18 protein-coding genes are annotated in these 19,260 nt (G+C 61.9%); 7 read left to right on the top strand and 11 right to left on the bottom strand.

What is annotated here, in order from left to right; translation table 11 throughout:
- Positions 1–49 precede the first annotated feature (49 nt).
- Both H6851_16100 and H6851_16095 read right to left on the bottom strand, forming a co-directional pair.
- Positions 50–1,060 (bottom strand): 2-oxoacid:ferredoxin oxidoreductase subunit beta, encoded by a 1,011-nt coding sequence (locus H6851_16100; GenBank protein MCB9945129.1) that lies wholly within the window; start codon positions 1,058–1,060, stop codon positions 50–52.
- Positions 1,057–2,943 (bottom strand): 2-oxoacid:acceptor oxidoreductase subunit alpha, encoded by a 1,887-nt coding sequence (locus tag H6851_16095; protein MCB9945128.1) that lies wholly within the window; start codon positions 2,941–2,943, stop codon positions 1,057–1,059. The genes H6851_16100 and H6851_16095 overlap by 4 nt, the downstream gene beginning before the upstream one ends.
- A 300-nt stretch (positions 2,944–3,243) precedes the next feature.
- Between H6851_16095 and H6851_16090 the strand changes: the two genes are divergently transcribed.
- The 6 genes from H6851_16090 (at position 3,244) to H6851_16065 (ending at position 10,395) form a co-directional block, all read left to right on the top strand.
- Positions 3,244–4,038, top strand: a complete 795-nt coding sequence (locus H6851_16090; GenBank protein ID MCB9945127.1) for a YdcF family protein — start codon at positions 3,244–3,246, stop codon at positions 4,036–4,038.
- 128 nt (positions 4,039–4,166) lie between these two features.
- On the top strand, positions 4,167–5,189 hold the full coding sequence (locus tag H6851_16085; protein MCB9945126.1) for a TAXI family TRAP transporter solute-binding subunit: 1,023 nt from the start codon (positions 4,167–4,169) through the stop codon (positions 5,187–5,189).
- Between the two features lie 90 nt (positions 5,190–5,279).
- Positions 5,280–7,352, top strand: a complete 2,073-nt coding sequence (locus H6851_16080) for a TRAP transporter fused permease subunit (protein MCB9945125.1) — start codon at positions 5,280–5,282, stop codon at positions 7,350–7,352.
- 117 nt (positions 7,353–7,469) lie between these two features.
- Positions 7,470–7,967 carry a TRAP transporter small permease gene (locus H6851_16075; protein ID MCB9945124.1) on the top strand — a complete coding sequence of 166 codons (498 nt, stop codon included), beginning with the start codon at positions 7,470–7,472 and terminating at the stop codon, positions 7,965–7,967.
- Positions 7,964–9,268, top strand: a complete 1,305-nt coding sequence (locus tag H6851_16070) for a TRAP transporter large permease (protein ID MCB9945123.1) — start codon at positions 7,964–7,966, stop codon at positions 9,266–9,268. The genes H6851_16075 and H6851_16070 overlap by 4 nt, the downstream gene beginning before the upstream one ends.
- A 137-nt stretch (positions 9,269–9,405) precedes the next feature.
- Positions 9,406–10,395 carry a TRAP transporter substrate-binding protein gene (locus tag H6851_16065; protein MCB9945122.1) on the top strand — a complete coding sequence of 330 codons (990 nt, stop codon included), beginning with the start codon at positions 9,406–9,408 and terminating at the stop codon, positions 10,393–10,395.
- Positions 10,396–10,491: 96 nt separating this feature from the next.
- Here H6851_16065 and H6851_16060 read toward each other — a convergent pair whose 3' ends face one another.
- From H6851_16060 to pyrF, 7 genes are all read right to left on the bottom strand, one after another.
- Positions 10,492–11,001 carry a protein phosphatase CheZ gene (locus tag H6851_16060; GenBank protein MCB9945121.1) on the bottom strand — a complete coding sequence of 170 codons (510 nt, stop codon included), beginning with the start codon at positions 10,999–11,001 and terminating at the stop codon, positions 10,492–10,494.
- Positions 11,002–11,095: 94 nt separating this feature from the next.
- Entirely contained in the window at positions 11,096–12,415 is a 1,320-nt protein-coding gene (locus H6851_16055) for a bifunctional folylpolyglutamate synthase/dihydrofolate synthase (protein ID MCB9945120.1), read from the bottom strand.
- Positions 12,408–13,358, bottom strand: a complete 951-nt coding sequence (locus H6851_16050) for an acetyl-CoA carboxylase carboxyltransferase subunit beta (GenBank protein ID MCB9945119.1) — start codon at positions 13,356–13,358, stop codon at positions 12,408–12,410. Before H6851_16050 ends, H6851_16055 begins: the two co-directional genes overlap by 8 nt.
- Positions 13,355–14,185: a tryptophan synthase subunit alpha gene (locus H6851_16045; GenBank protein ID MCB9945118.1), complete on the bottom strand. Its 831-nt coding sequence runs from the start codon at positions 14,183–14,185 to the stop codon at positions 13,355–13,357. The genes H6851_16050 and H6851_16045 overlap by 4 nt, the downstream gene beginning before the upstream one ends.
- On the bottom strand, positions 14,182–15,405 hold the full coding sequence (gene trpB / locus H6851_16040; protein MCB9945117.1) for a tryptophan synthase subunit beta: 1,224 nt from the start codon (positions 15,403–15,405) through the stop codon (positions 14,182–14,184). The genes H6851_16045 and trpB overlap by 4 nt, the downstream gene beginning before the upstream one ends.
- Positions 15,392–16,084, bottom strand: coding sequence for a phosphoribosylanthranilate isomerase (locus H6851_16035; GenBank protein MCB9945116.1), 693 nt, complete (start codon positions 16,082–16,084; stop codon positions 15,392–15,394). The genes trpB and H6851_16035 overlap by 14 nt, the downstream gene beginning before the upstream one ends.
- A 1-nt stretch (position 16,085) precedes the next feature.
- Entirely contained in the window at positions 16,086–16,787 is a 702-nt protein-coding gene (pyrF, locus tag H6851_16030) for an orotidine-5'-phosphate decarboxylase (GenBank protein ID MCB9945115.1), read from the bottom strand.
- Positions 16,788–16,988: 201 nt separating this feature from the next.
- Here pyrF and H6851_16025 point away from each other — a divergent pair, with 201 nt between their 5' ends.
- Positions 16,989–17,726 (top strand): peptidoglycan-binding protein, encoded by a 738-nt coding sequence (locus H6851_16025; protein MCB9945114.1) that lies wholly within the window; start codon positions 16,989–16,991, stop codon positions 17,724–17,726.
- Between the two features lie 35 nt (positions 17,727–17,761).
- On the opposite strand, the gene H6851_16020 is transcribed toward H6851_16025, so the two are convergent.
- Positions 17,762–18,187, bottom strand: coding sequence for a hypothetical protein (locus H6851_16020; GenBank protein MCB9945113.1), 426 nt, complete (start codon positions 18,185–18,187; stop codon positions 17,762–17,764).
- Positions 18,188–18,198: 11 nt separating this feature from the next.
- Complete coding sequence (locus H6851_16015) at positions 18,199–19,218, bottom strand: caspase family protein (GenBank protein ID MCB9945112.1); 1,020 nt, start codon at positions 19,216–19,218, stop codon at positions 18,199–18,201.
- Positions 19,219–19,260 lie beyond the last annotated feature (42 nt).

Here is a 19,260-nt window from a genome sequence, read left to right as displayed (position 1 = left end):
GCCGGATATTGTGTATCAAATGGACCATGACCGCCGAATGTTTCAGCCTTCAGCCCATGTGCCATGTGGCTGTCTGCCGCAGCACGTCGGCCAGTTTCGCGTCGTCACGACGTTCTGCGGCATCTGCCGCCTCAACCGCGCGATCATAGCTTGCAGGTGCTGGATCATCGAGGATGATCCCGACCGCCACCGGCATCGGCTGTTCCATCGATGCGAGCAGAAACGCCAGATGGCGATCGTGCACATCGTGGACGACGGGGTCGCCGTCGGCCAGCGCGAACACTTCGAGTGCCGTACCCTTCTCGTTCAGCCGCAGGCCCTTGTCGCGGTCCTTGCCGAAGATCAGCGGTTCGCCATGGACCAGATGGACCTGCGCCTCGGCCTCGACCTGCCGCTCGGTGAATGACGAGAATGCATTGTCGTTGTAGACGATGCAGTTCTGGATGATCTCGGTCAGTGCCGCACCCTTGTGGTTGCGCCCGGCCTTGAGGATCTCCGGCAGGATCTTCTGCTGGGTATCGATGCCGCGGGCGATGAAGCGGGCGCCAGCTCCAAGGGCGAGGCCGAGGGCGTGCAGAGGGGTATCGATCGATCCTCCGGGAGTCGACGGGCTCCGCGTTCCGACCCGCGAGGTCGGTGAATATTGTCCCTTGGTGAGGCCGTAGATCTCGTTGTTGAAAAGCAGGATGTTGAGATCGACATTGCGGCGCAGGGCGTGAACGAGGTGATTCCCGCCGATCGACAGCATGTCGCCGTCGCCACCAACCACCCAGATGTCGAGATCGGGATTGGCGAGCTTCAGGCCCGTCGCGACCGCCGGAGCCCGGCCGTGAATGGTGTGGAAACCGTAGGTCTCGATATAATACGGGAAACGCGCCGCACAACCGATGCCCGAAACGAATACGGTCCTTGCGGGATCGGCCTGAAGATCGGCCAGTGCCTTCTGTACCGCCTTCAGGATGGCATAGTCGCCACATCCCGGGCACCAGCGCACTTCCTGGTCGGTGGCGTAATCCTTCGGCAGAAGCCGGATCGTTTTGGTCGCGAGCGGCGCGTTCATGCTCCGGTCTCCAGAAGATGGTCGATCGCGTTCTCGATCTCCTCGATGGTGAATGGCTTGCCCGTCACCTTGGCGAGGGATTTCGCATCGACCAGATATTCGCTGCGCAGGATATTTACCAACTGGCCACGGTTCATTTCCGGCACCAGAACATGGTCGAAGCGTTGCAGCATCTCCTTGAGGTTGCGCGGCAACGGCCAGAGATTGCGCAGATGGATATGCGATACGGCCATGCCATGCGCCTGCTTCACGCTCACCGCCCGGCTGATCGGACCATAGGTGCTGCCCCAGCCGACAATGGCGAGCCTGCCGCCGTCAGGGCCGGACTCGACCTCCTGTTCGGGGGTGTCATGGGCAACGGCCAGCACCTTGTTCCAGCGCGCGTCGGTCATGAACTGGTGATTGGCCGGATCGTAGGAAATGTTGCCGGTAAGATTCTGTTTCTCGATACCGCCGATGCGGTGCATGAGGCCCGGTGTGCCGGGCTTTGCCCAGGGGCGTACGCCCTTGTCATCGCGTTGGTAGGGGTGGAAGGGATCGGCGTTCGCCTCCGTGGACGCTTTGGCGAATGCGACCGGGAAAGCCGGCTTGTCCGCCAGCTCCGGTATAAGCCACGGTTCCGAGGCGTTGGCGAGGAAGCCGTCGGTCAGCAACATCACCGGCGTCATGTGTCGGACGGCGATGCGCACCGCCTCGCGTGCCATCGTGAAGCAGTCGGCGGGGGTTGCCGCTGCCAGCACGACAACCGGGGTATCGCCGTTGCGGCCGAGAACGGCCTGGTAGAGATCCGATTGCTCGGTCTTGGTGGGCATGCCGGTGGACGGGCCGGCGCGTTGCGAATTGACGATCACCAGCGGCAGCTCGGTCATGACCGCAAGGCCGATGGCCTCGGACTTGAGCGCTATGCCGGGTCCCGAGCTTGACGTGATCCCGATGGCACCGCCGTAGGAGGCACCGATGGCGGCACAAATGGCGGCGATTTCGTCCTCGGCCTGGAAGGTCTTCACCGGGAACCGTTTCAGCTTTGCCAGATTGTGCAGCAGGCTGGAGGCTGGCGTGATCGGATAGGAGCAGAAGATCAGTTCGAGACCGGCGTTGAGCGCGCCATCGACCAGCCCGAAGGCCAGCGCCTCATGACCGGTAATGGTTCTGTAGAGGCCGGCGGGCAGGCTGGCATGGCCTATGCTGTAACCGGGAAGCTGATGCAGCTCCGCAGTCTCTCCCAGCGCATGCCCGGCATCCAGCGCCTTGCGGTTCGCTTCGCCGAGTTCCGGACGGTCCTTGAAGCGGCGTTCGAGCCACTGCACCGTGGATGTCCGGTCACGGTCGAACATCCACAGCACGATTCCCAGTGCGGTGAAGTTCTTGCATCGCAACTGTTCTCGTGCGGTGAGTCCGGTGTCGGCCAGCGCATTGCGGGTGAGGGCGGTGATGTCGACCTCGACGACGCGCAGGCGGTCGAGCGAGCCGTCCTCGCGCGGATCGGCGACGTAGCCCGCCTTCTTGAGATTGCGTTCGGTGAACGACCCGCTGTCGAGAATGAGAAGCGCGCCATCGGCGAGGTCCGGGGCGTTCACTTTCAGTGCCGCCGGATTGAAGGCCACGAGCACGTCGGGACGATCGCCGATGGTCTTGATCGCGCGCGAGCCGAAATTGATCTGGAACGCCGAAACGCCGAAGGTGGTTCCGACCGGTGCGCGGATTTCTGCCGGAAAATCGGGGAAGGTGGCAAGGTCGGAGCCGGCTGCGGCCGTGGCTTGCGTGAACTGGGCACCGGTGAGCTGGATGCCGTCGCCACTGTCGCCGGCAAAACGGACGACCGCCGATTCGCGAACCTCGCGCGCTAACGCCTCGCGCTCCTCAACTGCGCCGGAAAGGGCCATGTCCTGGTTATCCTCGGGAACGGGATGTCATCTGAGGCAAGGCCATGCATGGCTTGAATGCTTATGTCAATGGCATTCAATGCGTCATGCAAGTGTAGTATAAAATAAATAACACATTAAAAATGTTATAATATTTCGATGCGGCTTCTTTTCTGGCTTTGCGCGGCGGTCACAGTCAGGGGTGTCACGATGTCGATTCCGGGGCTGTCAATGTGACGCATGCTTGTCCGAAACGACCCGATTGGCCATCAACTGCAGGCACGTCATTCGAAAAAAAAGCATAGGGGTCCGCAGGAACTCATGAACTTCATCTTGTCGAAGCTGCTGTGGATGCTCGTCCAGCCGACCAATCTCCTTCTGTTCACGGCATTCATTGCAGCACTTCTCGCTCTCGACATACGTCACAGGGTGGCGGGAAGGCTGGCCGTCGCAATGTTGCTGCTGTTGCTGGTCGTGGCGATCCTGCCGGTGGGGCTGTGGTTGCGGGAGCCGCTCGAAGACCGTTTTTCCCGTCCCGACCCGCTGCCCGATCGCGTGACCGGCATCATCGTCCTGGGTGGCGCCCAGGTACCCGTGATTACCCATGACCGTGGCGTTCTGGCAATGAACGAGCGGGCGGAACGCCTTGTCGAAGCCGTGGAACTGGCCCGGCTCTATCCCGAGGCACGCCTTCTCCTGACGGGCGGCAATGGTGCCCTGGGCACTGGTGGCGTGAGCGAGGGAGAGGTCAACCGGATCTTTATCCGCATGACAGGGCTCGATCCCAGGCGAGTCATTTACGAGGAGCAGTCGCGCAATACGTACGAAAACGCGCTCGACAGCAAGGCGATCATCCGTCCCGATGCAAGCGAGATTTGGCTGCTGGTCACATCCGCCTTCCACATGCCGCGCTCGGTCGGCATCTTTCGCAAGGCCGGCTGGCCGGTCGTGCCCTGGCCGGTCGACTACCAGACCGTGCCCGGCCAGGGAATGGTACCGGAAATCAACATGAGTGGAAGATTGCTGGAACTGGACGAGTCCGTGCGTGAGTGGATCGGGCTCGCAGCCTACTACCTCATGGGCCGCACCGATGCCCTCTTCCCGGCACCCCGCTGAACGGACCGGCGGATTCTCGTGGGAGGAGCGATGCTTGCGCATCGACCGTCCATGGTCTCACCACTCTTGCCAATCGGTCGAAGAGCCGTAATGTTCGATGGCACGCGCAATCAGGGAAGGTCATCGAGATGAAACAGAACAGACGCGGCGTGCTCGCCGGTGCAGCCATGCTGGTGGCAGGTTCGCTTGCTGCCAGCGGCCCGGTGTCAGCGCAGGAAGAGCGTTCCTACATCCTGACCACGGCAACAACCGGCGGAACCTACTATCCGGTGGGCGTGGCCCTGGCGACCCTGGTCAAGGTCAAGCTGCAGAACAGCCAGAAGATTGACATGTCGGCAATCTCCTCGGCGGGGTCGGGGGAAAATCTCAAGCTGATGCGTGAAAATCAGGCGCAGTTCGCCATTCTCCAGGGGCTTTACGGGCAGTGGGCGTGGAAGGGCACCGGCAAGCTTGAGGCGGATGGCAAGCAGGCCAATCTCCGCTCCATCACCATGCTCTGGCAGAACGTCGAGCAGATGGTTCTGGCTTCCGATCTGGCGAAGACGGGCACGGTCGATGACCTCGCCGCCCTTGCGGGCAAGCCCTTTTCCATCGGTGTGAAGAACTCCGGTACCGAGGGGTCGGGGCAGGTTCTTCTGGGCAATCTCGGCATCGACTACGAAGGCTTTGATCTGGTCCATCAGGGATATACGCCGACTGCGGAAGGTCTGCAGAACGGAACGATTCTCGGCGCCAACATGACGGGAGGACCGCCGACGGCAGCCATCACCCAGGCGATGGCTGCCATGGGGAACGGTCTGACGATCCTCGATTTTACCGATGAGCAGATGACGCGTGCGAATGGCGACGGCGATCTCTGGACGCGTCAGGTCATTGCCGCCGGTACCTATCCCGGCCAGGACAAGGCTGTGAATACCATCGCCCAGCCCAATTTCCTTGCCGTCAATGCCGATGTGGATGAGGAGGCGGTCTACCAGATCACCAAGACGATTTTCGAGAACCTGCCATTCCTGCAGAACATTCATTCGGCGACCAAGGCCATGTCTCTCGATGCGGCGACAGGAGGTCTGCCGGCTCCGTTGCATCCGGGCGCCTTGCGGTACTACGAGGAACAGGGCGTCAGCATTCCCGATCAGCTCAAGGGCGGATGAACGTTGCCGTTTCCGCAATGAGCGACAGGGGGGGCGGGGCGATCCCGCCACCCCTGATCTGAAGGCGCCCGGGTCGAGGGAAGCAAAAGCATGGCCGAAGAAGCAGAGCGCGATCTCGACAAGGGCCTTCTTGGCCGGCTGACATTCGGATTCTGTGTGGCATTCGCCCTTTTCCACGTTTGGGCGAACACATTGGGAACCCTGCCGGAGCTGACCCTTTCGGCCATCCACTTCGCTGGATTCGGCCTGCTCTGTGCGCTGCTGATGCCGGCCTGGCGCGGGGCGCCGCTCTGGATCGATGCCCTTGTCGGCTGCGCTGCCCTGGCCTGCGGCATCTATGTCATCTTCGCCTATGACTGGATCTACGAGCGGCCGAACATAAGTTTCATCTGGTCGGACTGGCTGTTTTCCATACTGGCGATCATCGTCATCCTGGAACTGTCCCGTCGGGTTGCCGGCATCTTCATCCCGATCATGACGCTGGTTTTCCTGTCCTACATGACCTGGCTGGGTCCGCTCGTTCCGGGTGTGTTCAAGTTTCCCGGACTGACCTGGGAAACCACGCTGTTCCGCGCCTATATCGAGGTCGCCGGCATGTTCGGCCCGATTGCGCGAATCAGTTCCACCTTCGTTTTCATGTTCATCATCTTCGGGGCCTTCCTCATCCGCTCCGGTGCGGGAGAGTTCGTCATCGATCTTGCGCGCACGGTGGCAGGGCGGATGGTGGGCGGGCCGGGACTGGTGGCGGTGCTCGGATCGGCACTCACCGGCACGGTTTCCGGGTCGGCGGTGGCCAATACGGTTTCCACCGGGACCATCACCATTCCCCTCATGAAGAAGGCCGGCTTTCCGCCGAAGTTCGCTGCCGGCGTCGAAGCCGCGGCCTCCACCGGCGGCCAGCTCATGCCGCCGATCATGGGAGCGGGCGCCTTCGTCATGTCCACCTATACCCAGATTCCCTACCTGACCATCGTCGCCGTTTCGGTATTGCCGGCAATCCTCTACTTCTTCTCGGTTGCGGTATGGGTGCGGATCGAGGCGAAGAAGCATGGACTGGGAGGAGGCGGGGATGATGCGCCATCCTTCAGGGAGGTGATGAGCCGCGGCGGCATCTCCTTTCTGTTGCCCATCGGCGTTCTGGTCTTCATGCTGATGTACGGATTTACACCGACCTATGCCGCAGGCTATGCGATCATATCGGTCGTTGTCTCCAGCTGGCTGACACCCAACAGGATGGGACCGGTGGCCATCATGGAGGCGTTGGCTCTCGGTACCCGCAACATGATCAGTACCGCCATCCTGCTGATATCGGTGGGGATCGTCGTCATGGCGGTGGGAACGACCGGAATCGGCAACACGCTCTCGCTGCTGCTTGCCGACTGGGCCGGAGGAAGTCTCATTCTGGCGCTCATCCTCGTTGCCATCGTATCGCTGGTGCTGGGCATGGGGCTGCCGGTGACTGCTGCCTACATCGTCCTGGCGACGCTCTCGGCACCCGCTCTCAAGGAACTCATCCTCAACGACTTCATGATCGATCAGATCGCCAACGGTACCCTGGCGGAACCGGCCCGCGCCATCTTCATGCTGGCCGACCCGGACGCGTTGGCCAAGCTGGCAGCGCCCATGTCTCATGCGGATGCCGCCGCGCTCTATGCACTGGTACCGCGGGACTTCACCTCGACGCTGTTCGATCAGGCACTCGATCCGGCACTCGTGACAACGGGCCTGCTGTCGGCCCACATGATCATCTTCTGGCTCAGCCAGGACAGCAACGTTACCCCGCCGGTGTGTCTTACGGCATTTGCCGCGGCCGCCATCGCCAAGACACCGCCCATGGCGACGGGACTTTCGGCGTGGCGGATTGCCAAGGGCCTCTATATTGTACCCATCCTGTTCGCCTACACGCCAATTCTCTCCGGGAACTGGCTGTCGGCGCTGGAGATTTCGCTCTATGCCGTCGTCGGTATCTATGCGGTTGCGGCGGCATGGGAAGGGTATGGCGAATGGCCCGTGGCGTTGTGGCTCCGGCCGTTCCTGTTCGTTCTTGGCGTCCTGTTGATCTGGCCGGCGGGGCGGATCTACGACTTGGCGGCGCTGGCGGGGGTGGCCCTGGTTCTGGCTCTTGCCCGGTGGGTCAGTTCGAAGTCCCTGGCGCCGGCGTGAATGGCAGCTGTGGCCGGGCTGTCTGCTCGGGTACCTTTCCCGTGCTGGTGGTTTTCGACAACTGCATGATGCCGGCAGGGCGGCAAGACCGGCTTTCATCTCGTGGGGAGGAATGAAATGAGGCGGATGAACGATCTGCTCTACAAGGGCCTGCAAGGCCTGTTGACCTTGCTCATGATGGCGCTGGTCGTTCCGGTCGCCATGCAGATTCTCTCACGTTACACGGGTCTGATTCCGCGGTTCATCTGGACCGAGGAGATAGCCCGGTTCTGTTTTGTCTGGATCGTGATGATCGGTTCGATGATTGCCGTGCGCGATGGAACCCATTTCGATGTGGATCTGCTGCCGCACAGCTCCGATCCGGCAGTCGAACGCCTGTCGCGGTTGTTTGTCTATCTGGTGATGATCGTCGCCGGGCTGACCTTCCTCGTCTGGGGCTGGGATTTTGCGGTCCTCGGTTCCCGGCAGCGTTCCGAAATTGCCAGCCTTCCCATGCTGTCAATTTATATCGCGTGGCCGCTTGCCGGCGCCATCTGGATCCTTTTCCTGATCGAGAAGATCATGGACGAGTTCGCCATCGGCAAGGATACCTCGCGGGCTGGAGACGAGGCATGAGTCCCGGTGAGGTCGCAGCCATTCTCTTCGGCACTTTCGGATTGCTCGTTGTCCTTCGTGTTCCGGTCGCTTTCGCGCTCGGTGTTGCGGTGATCCCGGTCTTCTTCATCGACGACCGGTTGACACCGCTTCTCCTGCTGCGGGAAATGTTCAAGAGTTACAATGCCTTCATCCTGCTGGCCGTGCCGTTCTTCCTGCTGGCCGCCAATTTGATGAATTCCTCCGGCATCACCGACAGGCTCATCAATCTGAGCCGCGCCCTCGTGGGACACCTGCCGGGTGGCCTTGGCCACATCAATGTCATCGTTTCGATGCTGTTTGCCGGCATATCGGGCAGTTCCACCGCTGATGCTGCCGGAATTGGCTCCCTCCTCATTCCCCAGATGAAGAAGGAAGGCTACGACACCTCGTTCTCCGTCGCGATCACGGCATGCTCGTCGGTCATGGGGGTCATCATTCCGCCTTCCATCCTGATGATCATCTGGGGCGGGCTGATGTCGGTCTCGATCGGCGGGCTGTTCCTTGCCGGTGTTGTCCCCGGCATCCTGATTGCCGGTTCGCAGATGCTGACCGTCTATGTCTATGCCAGGAAGCGGGGCTATCCGGTCTATGGACGTTCTTCGTTCAGGGAACTGTTCAGCGCCTTCGCCAGTGCATTCCTTGCCTTGATGACGCCTGTGATCATTGTCGGCGGTATCGTTGCGGGGTTTTTCACGCCGACGGAGGCATCGCTGATCGCCGTCATCTATTCACTGATGCTCGGCCTGTTCGTCTACCGCACCATCGCACCGCGGGAATTGCCGCATGTCTTCTATGAAAGTGCCCGGTTTGCCGGCATTTCCCTGTTCTGCGTCGGCACGGCGTCGGCCTTCGGCTGGTGTCTCGCGTATTTCAAGATTCCGGCGGCACTGGTAGCGCAGATCGAGATACTGGGACTGGGGGTAACCGGTACAGGCGTCATGATCGCGCTCGCCTTCCTGCTGTTCGGCATGTTCATAGATGCCGTGCCGGCCATCATCATCCTCGGCACCGTGCTGTTTCCGGTCGCGGATCATGTCGGGATGCATGCCATTCATTTCGCCATCATCGGCGTGATCAGTCTGGCCTTCGGCCTTGTGACCCCGCCCTACGGGCTGTGTCTGCTCATCGCCTCGGCCATCGGCGAGATCAAGCTCCTGAGGACGCTCAAGGACGTGGCGATTATCCTCGCACCCATGCTGGCCGTTCTGCTTGTCATCATCCTGCTGCCCGATATCATACTGTTCCTGCCGCGCCTGCTGATGCCGAAATTCGTCAATTGAGCCCGGGTGTGTCGCGCTGGCCCGCGGTCAGCTCCCGTATCCGGGACAATGCCAGGTGTTTCACGATGAAGCGTGACAAGTTCGCAAAGCTCGTCTGTAATCAACGCCAACGAAGTTTGAACGGGAGGTTTGAGACCATGATCAGGATCACCAATTTGCTGGCTACGACGGCCGTGGCCATCCTTGCTGCCACCAGTGCTGTCCGGGCTGAGGATGTGACGCTCGTCGGTGCGGTCCAGTTCGATGAAAGTCACGCCTTCACAAAGGGGCTGCGCAAGTTCGAGGAGCTGGCAGGCGAATGTTCCGGAGGATCACTCAAGTTCGATCTGCATCTCAATTCCGAACTGGGACTCGAGAAGGACTATTTCGAATATATGAGCCAGGGAATATCGGTCGATTACGCGATCGTATCTCCATCCCATATGTCGACGTTCTCGCAGATGGCTCCATTGATGGACATGCCCTTCCTGTTCCGTGACGTCGATCACTGGAACAAGGTTCTTGATCAGGATGCGCTGGCTCCGATCGCGGAAGACGTGCTGGCCAATGCAAATGTCCGGATCATCGGTTACGCCGGCGGCGGGACACGTGAACTCATTGCCAATAGGCCGATCACCAACATGGATGAACTGAACGGCTTTTCGATGCGGGTGATGGGGGCACCGATCCAGACACGGATCTTCGAGGCCATCCATGCCGCACCCTCGGTCATCGCCTACAGCGAGGTTTACAATGCCATCCAGACCGGCGTGATTGACGGGGCCGAAAACGAGGCCGCCGGCATCGAGCAGATGAAGTTCTACGAGGTGGCGCCGGAGATTTCACGGACGGCACATGCCATCACCGTGCGTCCGATCGCGTTCTCGGAAGCCACCTTCGAGCGGCTCACGCCCGAACAACAGGCCTGCGTGCTGTCGGCAGGCAAGGAAGCAGGCAGGTATGCCCGCGGGATCGAGAGCTCGGAGGACTCCCAGAAACTCGAAACGATGCAGTCGGAGGGCCTTCTCACCGTGCATGAGTTCGTCGACCGCGACGAGTTGCTTAAGCTGGCCGAGCCGGTCAAGCAGGCCTATGCGGCCGAACTGGGAGCATCGGAGGTCTACAAGGCGATCAGTGATATCCACTAGGGCGCTTCCCGATCGGGTGGAATACGAGAACGACAGGGAAGCCCGTTCGATGATGGTGGCGGCGGGGCGGCGGTTACTCCGGATCGGTACGTGTTCCTAGCCGAACAATGCGTCGATCGAGTCCTGTTGCAGGCCGTTCCTGTGCAGGGCCGGGCCGTTGAGCAGGGAGGCTTCTCTGGTGATGTTCGATGGAGCGGGAAGGGCTGCGAACCGGTCCTGTCCGTAATGTTTGATCATCGCCAGAAGTCGACTATCAACGTCGCGTAACAGTGCCATCACCTTGCTGATCCGTTGGCCGGTGATGTCCTGGAAGTTGCAGGCTTCGTAGATGTTGGTTACGGTGCTGCCTATCTCGGCGGCCTGTTCGCTGTCGAGGTTTTCGGCAATTCCGTCGAGTTTCTCGGCAGCGGCGAGAATGTGCTCGGTGGCGACTTCCGTCGCCGCGACAATAGCCGCCAGTTCATCGACAGCCGCCTCGACGCGATCATGTCCCATCATCGGATGGCGCAGGGTTGCCACTTCACGCATCGTCGCCTGGATCTGACAGGTCAGTTCTTCGAGCTCTTCGCGCAGTTCCGCGTCTTGATCCGAATGTTCAGCGCTCATCGACGTCCCTTCGTGTTTTTGGCAAAGGCGGATTTCTTCGGATCACGCCATTCCATCAAGAACGTCATTCTAGGCGGCAACGGTAAAGGTGAGGTTAACAGTCAGTGCAGTTTTCGATAATTGTTCGGTAGTTTTGTCGCAAGATGTAGCCAGCGAGGTAAAGTGATCCACAAATGAGGATTGTGCGAGGCGCATCGCTCCGGCGATCGCAAAGACTGTCGAGGGCGGCCTCGATCGTATCGGATGCCTCGGCATCGCTCCAGCCGTGTTCCCGTGCCCGTGACGCCTCCACGGCGGGATCGCGACTAAGGGCCTCGTCGGGTACTCGCACGAAGCGCAAACGGTCGATATGGCCGTGCAGGGGCGCAAGGAATGCCCCGGTATCCTTGGTTTCCAGCATGCCCAGCACCAGGTCCACAGGTCGATCAGGGGCAATTTCGGCCAGGCTCGACGCAATGGCGATGCCGGCGGCCGGATTATGGCCGCCATCGAGCCAAAGTTCGAATGATGGCGGAAGGCGGCCGCGCAACGGGCCGCCCGTCAGTCGTTGCAGGCGTGCCGCCCAGCGGGCTTCATGCAAGCCGGTGACGATACTTGCCCGATCGAGGCCGAGCTGGCACGCGGCGAGGATTGCCAGTCCGGCATTTTCCAGCTGGTGAGACCCGCGCATGGCAGGGCGGTGATAGGATTGCCATTCGCCGTTCATTTCGAGCTGGATATTCTGGCCGTCCGTCGAAAATCCTACATTGCGGCCAAGGGCCAACATGGGAGCTTTCCGCTCGGCGGCATGCCGAGCCAGCACGGCATGGACCACATCGTCCTGCGGTGCTGTAATCAGAGGCACCCCGGCCTTGATGATGCCGGCCTTCTCGCCGGCGATGGAGGCGATATCCGCACCCAGATAGGTTTCGTGGTCCATCGAGATGGGAGTGATCAGAGTTAGCGCGGGACGGTCGATGACATTGGTGGCATCGAGCCGCCCTCCCAATCCTGTCTCCAGCAGCAGATAGTCGGCCGGCATGCGACCGAAGGCGATAAATGCCGCGGCGGTCGTGATTTCGAAAAACGTGATCGGATCGCCGCCATTGACCTGCTCGCATTCGTCGAGCACATCGGCCAGCAGGGATTCGTCGATGGGTTGTCCGTGCAGCATGATGCGCTCGTTGAAGCGCACCAGATGCGGTGAAATATAGCGGTGCACCTTGTGGCCCGCCGCCGTGAGCATGGCGTCGAGCATGGCAAGGGTCGACCCCTTGCCATTGGTGCCCGCGACATGGACGATCGGTGGCAAACGGGCCTCGGGATGTCCAAGCCGGTCGAGCAGTCTTTCGATGCGGGCCAGCGACAGGTCGATGCTCTTGGGATGCAATTGCTGCAGCCTGGCAAGGATGAGATCGCTGCCGAATTCAGTCATCATCGCTGTCCGCAGGAATGATCTTTTCGGGGGCGGGCAGGGCATGGGTCGGCGGGCTTCCGGCGGCAATCTCGGTATCGGGCAGCACCTTGACCCGCAGCAATTCCAGTAGCCGCGCCAGCGTTGCCTTCATCTCGAAGCGATGTACGACCATGTCGACCATGCCGTGCTCCAGCAGGTATTCGGCGCGCTGAAAACCTTCAGGCAGCTTCTCGCGAATGGTCTGTTCAATGACGCGGGCACCGGCGAAGCCGATCACGGCACCGGGTTCCGCGATGTGGATATCGCCCAGCATGGCAAAGGACGCGGTAACACCTCCCGTTGTCGGATCGGTCAATACGACGACATAGGGAAGTCCCGCTTCCTTGACACTCTCGACGGCCAGGGTGGTTCGGGCCATCTGCATGAGTGAAAGGGCACCTTCCTGCATCCGCGCTCCGCCGGAGGACGTGAAGACGATGAAAGCGGCTTCCTGCATCACCGCCAGCCTGGCCGCGGTGATGAAGGCCTCGCCGACCGCCGCACCCATGGAACCGCCCATGAAGCTGAAATTCATCACCGCGATCACCGCAGGCTGGCTGCCAATCCGTCCGTGAGCGGCTTCGAGCGCATCCCCGATCCTGTTTCTGGCCTGCGCCTCCTTGAGCCGATCCGAATACCGCTTGACGTCACGGAACTTGAGCGGATCGACCGGGGCCTTGGGCAGTTCGATCTTCTGCCAGCTGCCCTTGTCGAAAATCGCGTCGAAGCGGTAGGCCGGTCCCACACGCATGTGATGGTTGCAGTGCGGGCAGACGCGCTGGTTCGACTGCAGGTCACGATGGAATATCATCCGTTCGCAGGCGGGGCACTGATGCCACAGGTTCTCGGGTACATCCGGCTTGTCCGAGCTGCGGACCAGGGCACGGAAACGGGGCCGGACGTAGTTGGTGAGCCAGTTCAACTGTGTCGTGCTCCCCGTACGGCTTCGGCCAGCGCGCGAACCTTGTCGTGAACGGATTCGACGAGACCGGGCATCGCCCTGCCCTGTCCATCGAGATGCGAGCGGACGAGGTCGACCAGCGCCGATCCCACGACCGCAGCGTCGGCATGGCGTGCGATCTCAGCGGCCTGTTCCGGCTCACGGATCCCGAAGCCCACCGCGATCGGAAGCGATGTGTGGCGTCGCAATCGCCTTACCGCATCTTCGACCCGGGTGGCCACCGGTGCTGCCGCACCCGTGATGCCGGTGATCGAGACATAGTACAGGAAACCCGATGTATGGGTCATGACCCGCGGCATACGCCTGTCATCGGTGGTCGGAGTGGCGAGACGAATGAAGTTCAGGCCGCGTTCGAGTGCGGGAAGGCACAATTCGCTGTCTTCCTCCGGCGGCAGGTCGACAATGATGAAGCCGTCCACGCCGGCATCGTTCGCCTCGTCCAGGAACGCCGCCGTGCCCATGCGGTGAATGGGGTTGAAATAGCCCATGAGCACGATCGGGGTCTCGTCGTCCGTCTCGCGGAAGCGGCGGACCATGGCGAGTATATCGGCAAGTTTCGTGCCGGCATCGAGGGCACGGAGATTGCCGGCCTGTATCGACGGGCCATCGGCCATCGGATCGGAGAAGGGCATGCCGATCTCGATCACATCCGCGCCGGCCGCGGGCAGCCCCTTGATGATATCGAGCGATATCTGCGGGTCGGGATCGCCGCCGCAAAGGAAGGTGACGAGACCGGCGCGGCCTTCATCGCGCAGCCGGGCAAACCGTCGTTCGATGCGTGTGCTCAAAGCTTCACTCCCATGTGGCTGGCGACGGTGTAGACGTCCTTGTCGCCCCGGCCGCATAGATTCATGACGATGATGTCGTTACGGTCCATGTCCGGTGCCGTCTTGATGACCTGGGCCAGTGCGTGGCTGGGTTCGAGAGCGGGCAGTATTCCCTCCAGCTTCGAGCACAGCGCGAACGCGTCCAGCGCCTCTCGGTCGGTGACGGCGGTGACCTGGATGCGGCCCATGTCCTTGAGCCAGCTATGTTCGGGGCCGATGCCGGGATAATCCAGACCAGCCGATATGGAGTGCGGTTCGATGACCTGTCCGTCATCGTCCTGCAGCAGATAGGATCTGGCGCCGTGGAGGACGCCGGGTTCGCCAGCGCTCATGGCTGCCGCATGGCGACCGGTCTCGATGCCGTCGCCTGCTGCTTCCACGGCGATGATCCCCACGCCGGGATCGTCCAGAAATGCGTGAAACAGTCCCATGGCGTTGGAGCCGCCACCGACCGCCGCGACGAGAAGGTCGGGCAGTCGTCCCTCCTTGTCGAGGATCTGTTCGCGGGCTTCCTGGCCGATGATCGCCTGGAAGTCGCGCACCAGAGCCGGATAGGGATGCGGCCCGGCCACCGAGCCAATGATGTAGAAGGTATTCTCGACATTGGTGACCCAGTCGCGCAGCGCCTCGTTCATGGCATCCTTGAGCGTCCGCGAGCCGGAGGTCACCGGAACGACTTTCGCTCCCAGCAGGCGCATGCGGAACACGTTGGGTTGCTGCCGCTCGATGTCCTTCTCGCCCATGTAGATGATGCATTCGAGGCCGAACCTCGCGGCGACGGTGGCTGTCGCCACGCCATGCTGGCCGGCACCCGTCTCGGCGATGATCCGGGTCTTGCCCATGCGTCGGGCGAGCAGGATCTGTCCGACGCAATTGTTGATCTTGTGAGCACCGGTATGATTCAGCTCGTCGCGCTTGAAGTAGACCTTCGCACCGCCGAGATGTTCGCTCAGGCGGCCTGCATGATAAAGCGGCGATGGCCGGCCGACATAGTCGGCGAACCAGCTCTTGAGCTCGGCATCGAAGGCCGGGTCCTTCTTTGCCGTTTCCCAGGCCTGCTCCAGTTCGAGAATGTTGGGCATCAGCGTCTCGGCGACGAAGCGGCCGCCGTAAATGCCGAAATGTCCGCTCTCGTCGGGTCCGGCCCGATAGCTGTTGGGGCGTGGCTCAGTCGCTGTCATGCGGTACTACCTCGGTTTCGCGTGTTTCGCCTCGTACCAGCGTGCTGGCGCGGGTCAAGAGGCGCTTCATTTCCGTATGGTTCTTCAGGCCCGGTTCGCTTTCGATCCGGGACGACGCATCGATTGTCGAGGCACCCGTGAGCCTCACCGCTTCCGCGACATTGTCGGCATCGAGACCGCCCGCCAGTATCCACGGCAGTCCGATCGGATGCCCCGCGAGCAGGCGCCAGTCGAAACTGATGCCGTTGCCGCCGGGGATCGCTCCCGCGGTCGCGGGCGGTTTCGCATCGAAGAGGATCATGTCAGCGCAATCGAGATAGTCCCTGTGCCTGTCGACATCGTCGGCATTGCGGACCGGGATCGCCTTGATGATCCGGACACCGCTGCGTTCCCGGATTGCAGATGTCCGCCCCGGTGTCTCCCTGCCGTGAAGCTGGATATAGTCGAGCGGGGCCGTTTCCAGAATTTCATCGATCCAGCGATCCTCGGGATCGACCATGACACCGACGTGCGGCACGGTCGACGGACTACCGGAGGCAAGTTGCTTCCAGCGCGAAATGTCCACGTTCCGCGGTGATGGCGGATAGAAGACGAACCCCAGATAGGCGGCACCGCTGGCGACCGCTGCGACGAGATCGTTCGTGTTGGTGATGCCGCAGATCTTGACGTCGATGGCCATCTCAGGCCGCCTCCGCCAGTCCGGCGAGGATGTCGCTGGCTGCCCTGGCGGGATCGGCGGACTGCGTGATCGGCCGTCCGATGACAAGGCGATCGGCGCCTGCGCGCAGGGCTTCGGCAGGTGTCATCGTCCGCTTCTGGTCATCGGTCCCGGCATTGGGACGGATACCCGGCACCACCAGTTTCGGGATGTCGCCGAAACGCTCGCGCATGGCGCGGATCTCCAGGGGCGAACAGACGATGCCGTCGCAACCGGCTTCCAGCGCCAGTTCCGCCAGCCTCAGCGCCTGATCGGTCGACGGGGCGTTCACGCCGGTGGCAACGAGGTCGGCGTCGTCGAGGCTGGTCAGCACGGTCACGGCCAGGACCCACGGCCGCCTGGCGGAGCCGTGGGCGACCTCGCATGCCGATCGCATCATCGCCGATCCGCCGGATGCCATCAGGGTCATCATCGCGACCGGCAATTCGACGATGCCGCGCATGGCACCGGCGACGGTATTGGGAATGTCGTTGAGCTTGGCATCAAGGAAGATCGGTCGTCCCAGTTCACCCAGGGAACGCACGCCCGCCGGACCCTGGGCATAGAGGAACTCCAGTCCCAGCTTGATCGTGCCGACACTGTCGTCGAGCGTTCGGGCGAGTGCCATGGCACCATCGAGATCGGGCCGGTCGATGGCACAGATGATGGGCGAGATGTCGGACATGGGGCGTAACCTTGGCGCAGCTCAACTCGGGCGTAGGCGGCTTGTATCAAAAGGGGTGGGCAAAGCCAATCCAAGGCTCATCGATATCCCGGTGCAGGCGGGCGGTAAATATTTACCATTGCGGTAGGATCCCTGTATTGCTTTGTTACCGCACGGACACAAAGGGGATCGACGTTGAGAGAATCTCCGGGGAGTGAAATTATGACCGTGAAATCGTTCGTCATCGGCTTGGCAGCATGCCTCAGCCTGACGGCTTGTCTTTCCACCAATGAACTCGGTGGCGGGTCCAGCATGGCCACGGGTTCTGCCGGGCTTGCGGGAAATGCCCAGGGGGCGAATGGTGACTTGCCGAGATGTTCGGCTCCTCTGGGAACGGTGGCGCTGGTCGAAGACCAGTATGCAAGCTACACCCGCTACAATGTGGAATCGCCGCTACCCATCCTCCGGTTGCTGGTCGCCCAATCGGGATGTTTCAATGTCGTGGACCGTGGCGCCGGCCTGACGCGCATCCGCCAGGAGGATCAACTCACCGGCAGCACGGGGCAGGGCGAGCAGAAACTCGTGCGAGCGCAGTATTATCTTACGCCACAATTGACATTCGCGGACAGCAACAGTGGCGGCGGCCTGGCCAATCTGGGCGGGCTGTTCGGCAGTGTCGGCAACACGCTCACCCAGGTCGCCGGAAGCGTCGGCCTCACCCAGGCCGAGGCCCAGACCGTGCTGTTCCTTACTCAGACCGACAGCGGCCTTCAGGTGGCCGCCGCCGAGGGGTCGTCGAAGAACACCGACTTCGCCCTGAGGGGCAACAGCTTCATCAACAGGCTCGGCGGCGGTGCCAGTGCCTATGCATCGACGGACATGGGCAAGGTCATCATTGCCTCGCTGGTCGATGGTCTCAACAAGCTGGTGGCCCAGTTGCAGAGCCAGGGCGGAAGCTGAGCACCGGTCCGAAGGCCGCAGGGGTATGACCTCGTTCACTGTCGAGGCGTACCCTGTGCTGCCTCGCACTGGCTGCGGGTGACCAGGCGGAACTCGATCCATTCGGGATCGGTCCCGACAGCGCATTTGACGAAATAGTCCTGCCCGCTGCTGGCGGCAGGCCGGCCATATTCGAGGACCGGGTCAACCGGATAGCCGTATCCCGGATAGGCAACATACCCCTGTGGGCGGATTTCAAGGCGCTGGCAGAAATCCAGCAACAATCGAAAATCCCTCTCGCTGGAAGTCATTCCCGAGGCGAGGGCCTCGCACCGCCGATCGGCGAGCGGCCGGTCAATCGCGGCGGGTCCGGTGCGATGCCCGCCATCCGCATGGGCCAGCGGTACGCCCGTGGCGAGAGCGGCGATGGCGAACCACCCGACTCGTTGCAGTCGTTTCGAGATCGTTCCCGGTTGCGGCATGATCCATCTCCTCACTGCAGCAGGCGCCAGTCGCCGCCGATGTCCTTGCATTGCTGGAAAGTCAGGAAGCGCTCTCCCGCCCAGGCGGCACCGGACCGGGCCTTGCAGGCGACCATTGTGAAAGGCGGCGGTTCGCTTCGCGCCGACGGTGGCGGCATTGTCGCGGGCCGCGCCTGGGCAGCCTCCTGCGGCAACATCGTGACAGGCCCGGCTGCGGATGCTGCTGCCGGCGCGGGAGCTGCCAGCGGTACCGCGGAGCCATCGCCCGGAACAAGATAGAGTTCGCCAAGCAGGGCAGAATTCGTCCAGGGGAGTTGATCGCCATCGGTGCTGGCATAGACGTCGGCCCGCACGCGGGTCATCAGCTGGTTGATTTCGAGCCCCGGGGTCGCGAGATGCCTGATGAGGGCCGTAGTGAACGGGCTGTGCTGGCCGTCGCCGTCGAGGGCGACATCGCCCGGTGCCGTGGCGAATGCGATCATCGAGCCGGTACCGGCACTGAGCCGTGCAAGGCCGTTGCCAACGGTTGCATTGCGTGACCGGCGCTGGAAGCTGCGGCCGAGCGGGTTGTTGCGGCAGGCATCGAGGATCAGGACACTGGCTCGGTCCGGTGCCTCAAGCTGCCTCATCAGGTCGCCGAGGGAGATGGTTTCGTAGGCGAGATCGCTCTCGTGAGCGAGTTCGGCATCGACCGGCAGGAGATAGTTCTCGCCATTCACCTGCAGGCCGTGGCCGGCATAGAAGATCAGGCCGGTATCGGCACCGTCGAGGGAACGGGCGAAGTCCCGGCTCAGCCCGCGCATGGAATCGAGATCGAGGTCGATGCCGGAAAAGACGGTGAAGCCGATCGCCCGCAGGCTCCGGGCCACCGAGCGGGCGTCATTGGGTGGATTCGGCAGCTTGCCGGCGTGGCTGTAGGCGCCGTTGCCCATGACAAGTGCTACTCTCTGCCCAGCGTAGACATTGACCGGAGCGAGCAGGACCAGGCCTGCAAACAGGATCAGCGTGCGGATCGAACCGTGAGTGAACATCTCTTGCCACCTCGTTACAGCCACACTGTACCCGTCCGAGGA

This window comes from Geminicoccaceae bacterium (assembly GCA_020638465.1).
In the GTDB taxonomy this organism is placed as follows: Bacteria; Pseudomonadota; Alphaproteobacteria; order Geminicoccales; family Geminicoccaceae; genus JAGREO01.
This window is presented reverse-complemented; position numbering and strand designations above follow the sequence as displayed.

Excerpts from the sequence above, each read along its gene's own strand:
- H6851_16100 (MCB9945129.1), bottom strand. The coding sequence starts at position 1,060 with ATGAACGCGCCGCTCGCGACCAAAACGATCCGGCTTCTGCCGAAGGAT.
- H6851_16095 (MCB9945128.1), bottom strand. The coding sequence starts at position 2,943 with ATGGCCCTTTCCGGCGCAGTTGAGGAGCGCGAGGCGTTAGCGCGCGAG.
- H6851_16090 (MCB9945127.1), top strand. The coding sequence starts at position 3,244 with ATGAACTTCATCTTGTCGAAGCTGCTGTGGATGCTCGTCCAGCCGACC.
- H6851_16085 (MCB9945126.1), top strand. The coding sequence starts at position 4,167 with ATGAAACAGAACAGACGCGGCGTGCTCGCCGGTGCAGCCATGCTGGTG.
- H6851_16080 (MCB9945125.1), top strand. The coding sequence starts at position 5,280 with ATGGCCGAAGAAGCAGAGCGCGATCTCGACAAGGGCCTTCTTGGCCGG.
- H6851_16075 (MCB9945124.1), top strand. The coding sequence starts at position 7,470 with ATGAGGCGGATGAACGATCTGCTCTACAAGGGCCTGCAAGGCCTGTTG.
- H6851_16070 (MCB9945123.1), top strand. The coding sequence starts at position 7,964 with ATGAGTCCCGGTGAGGTCGCAGCCATTCTCTTCGGCACTTTCGGATTG.
- H6851_16065 (MCB9945122.1), top strand. The coding sequence starts at position 9,406 with ATGATCAGGATCACCAATTTGCTGGCTACGACGGCCGTGGCCATCCTT.
- H6851_16060 (MCB9945121.1), bottom strand. The coding sequence starts at position 11,001 with ATGAGCGCTGAACATTCGGATCAAGACGCGGAACTGCGCGAAGAGCTC.
- H6851_16055 (MCB9945120.1), bottom strand. The coding sequence starts at position 12,415 with ATGACTGAATTCGGCAGCGATCTCATCCTTGCCAGGCTGCAGCAATTG.
- trpB (MCB9945117.1), bottom strand. The coding sequence starts at position 15,405 with ATGACAGCGACTGAGCCACGCCCCAACAGCTATCGGGCCGGACCCGAC.
- H6851_16035 (MCB9945116.1), bottom strand. The coding sequence starts at position 16,084 with ATGGCCATCGACGTCAAGATCTGCGGCATCACCAACACGAACGATCTC.
- pyrF (MCB9945115.1), bottom strand. The coding sequence starts at position 16,787 with ATGTCCGACATCTCGCCCATCATCTGTGCCATCGACCGGCCCGATCTC.
- H6851_16025 (MCB9945114.1), top strand. The coding sequence starts at position 16,989 with ATGACCGTGAAATCGTTCGTCATCGGCTTGGCAGCATGCCTCAGCCTG.
- H6851_16020 (MCB9945113.1), bottom strand. The coding sequence starts at position 18,187 with ATGCCGCAACCGGGAACGATCTCGAAACGACTGCAACGAGTCGGGTGG.
- H6851_16015 (MCB9945112.1), bottom strand. The coding sequence starts at position 19,218 with ATGTTCACTCACGGTTCGATCCGCACGCTGATCCTGTTTGCAGGCCTG.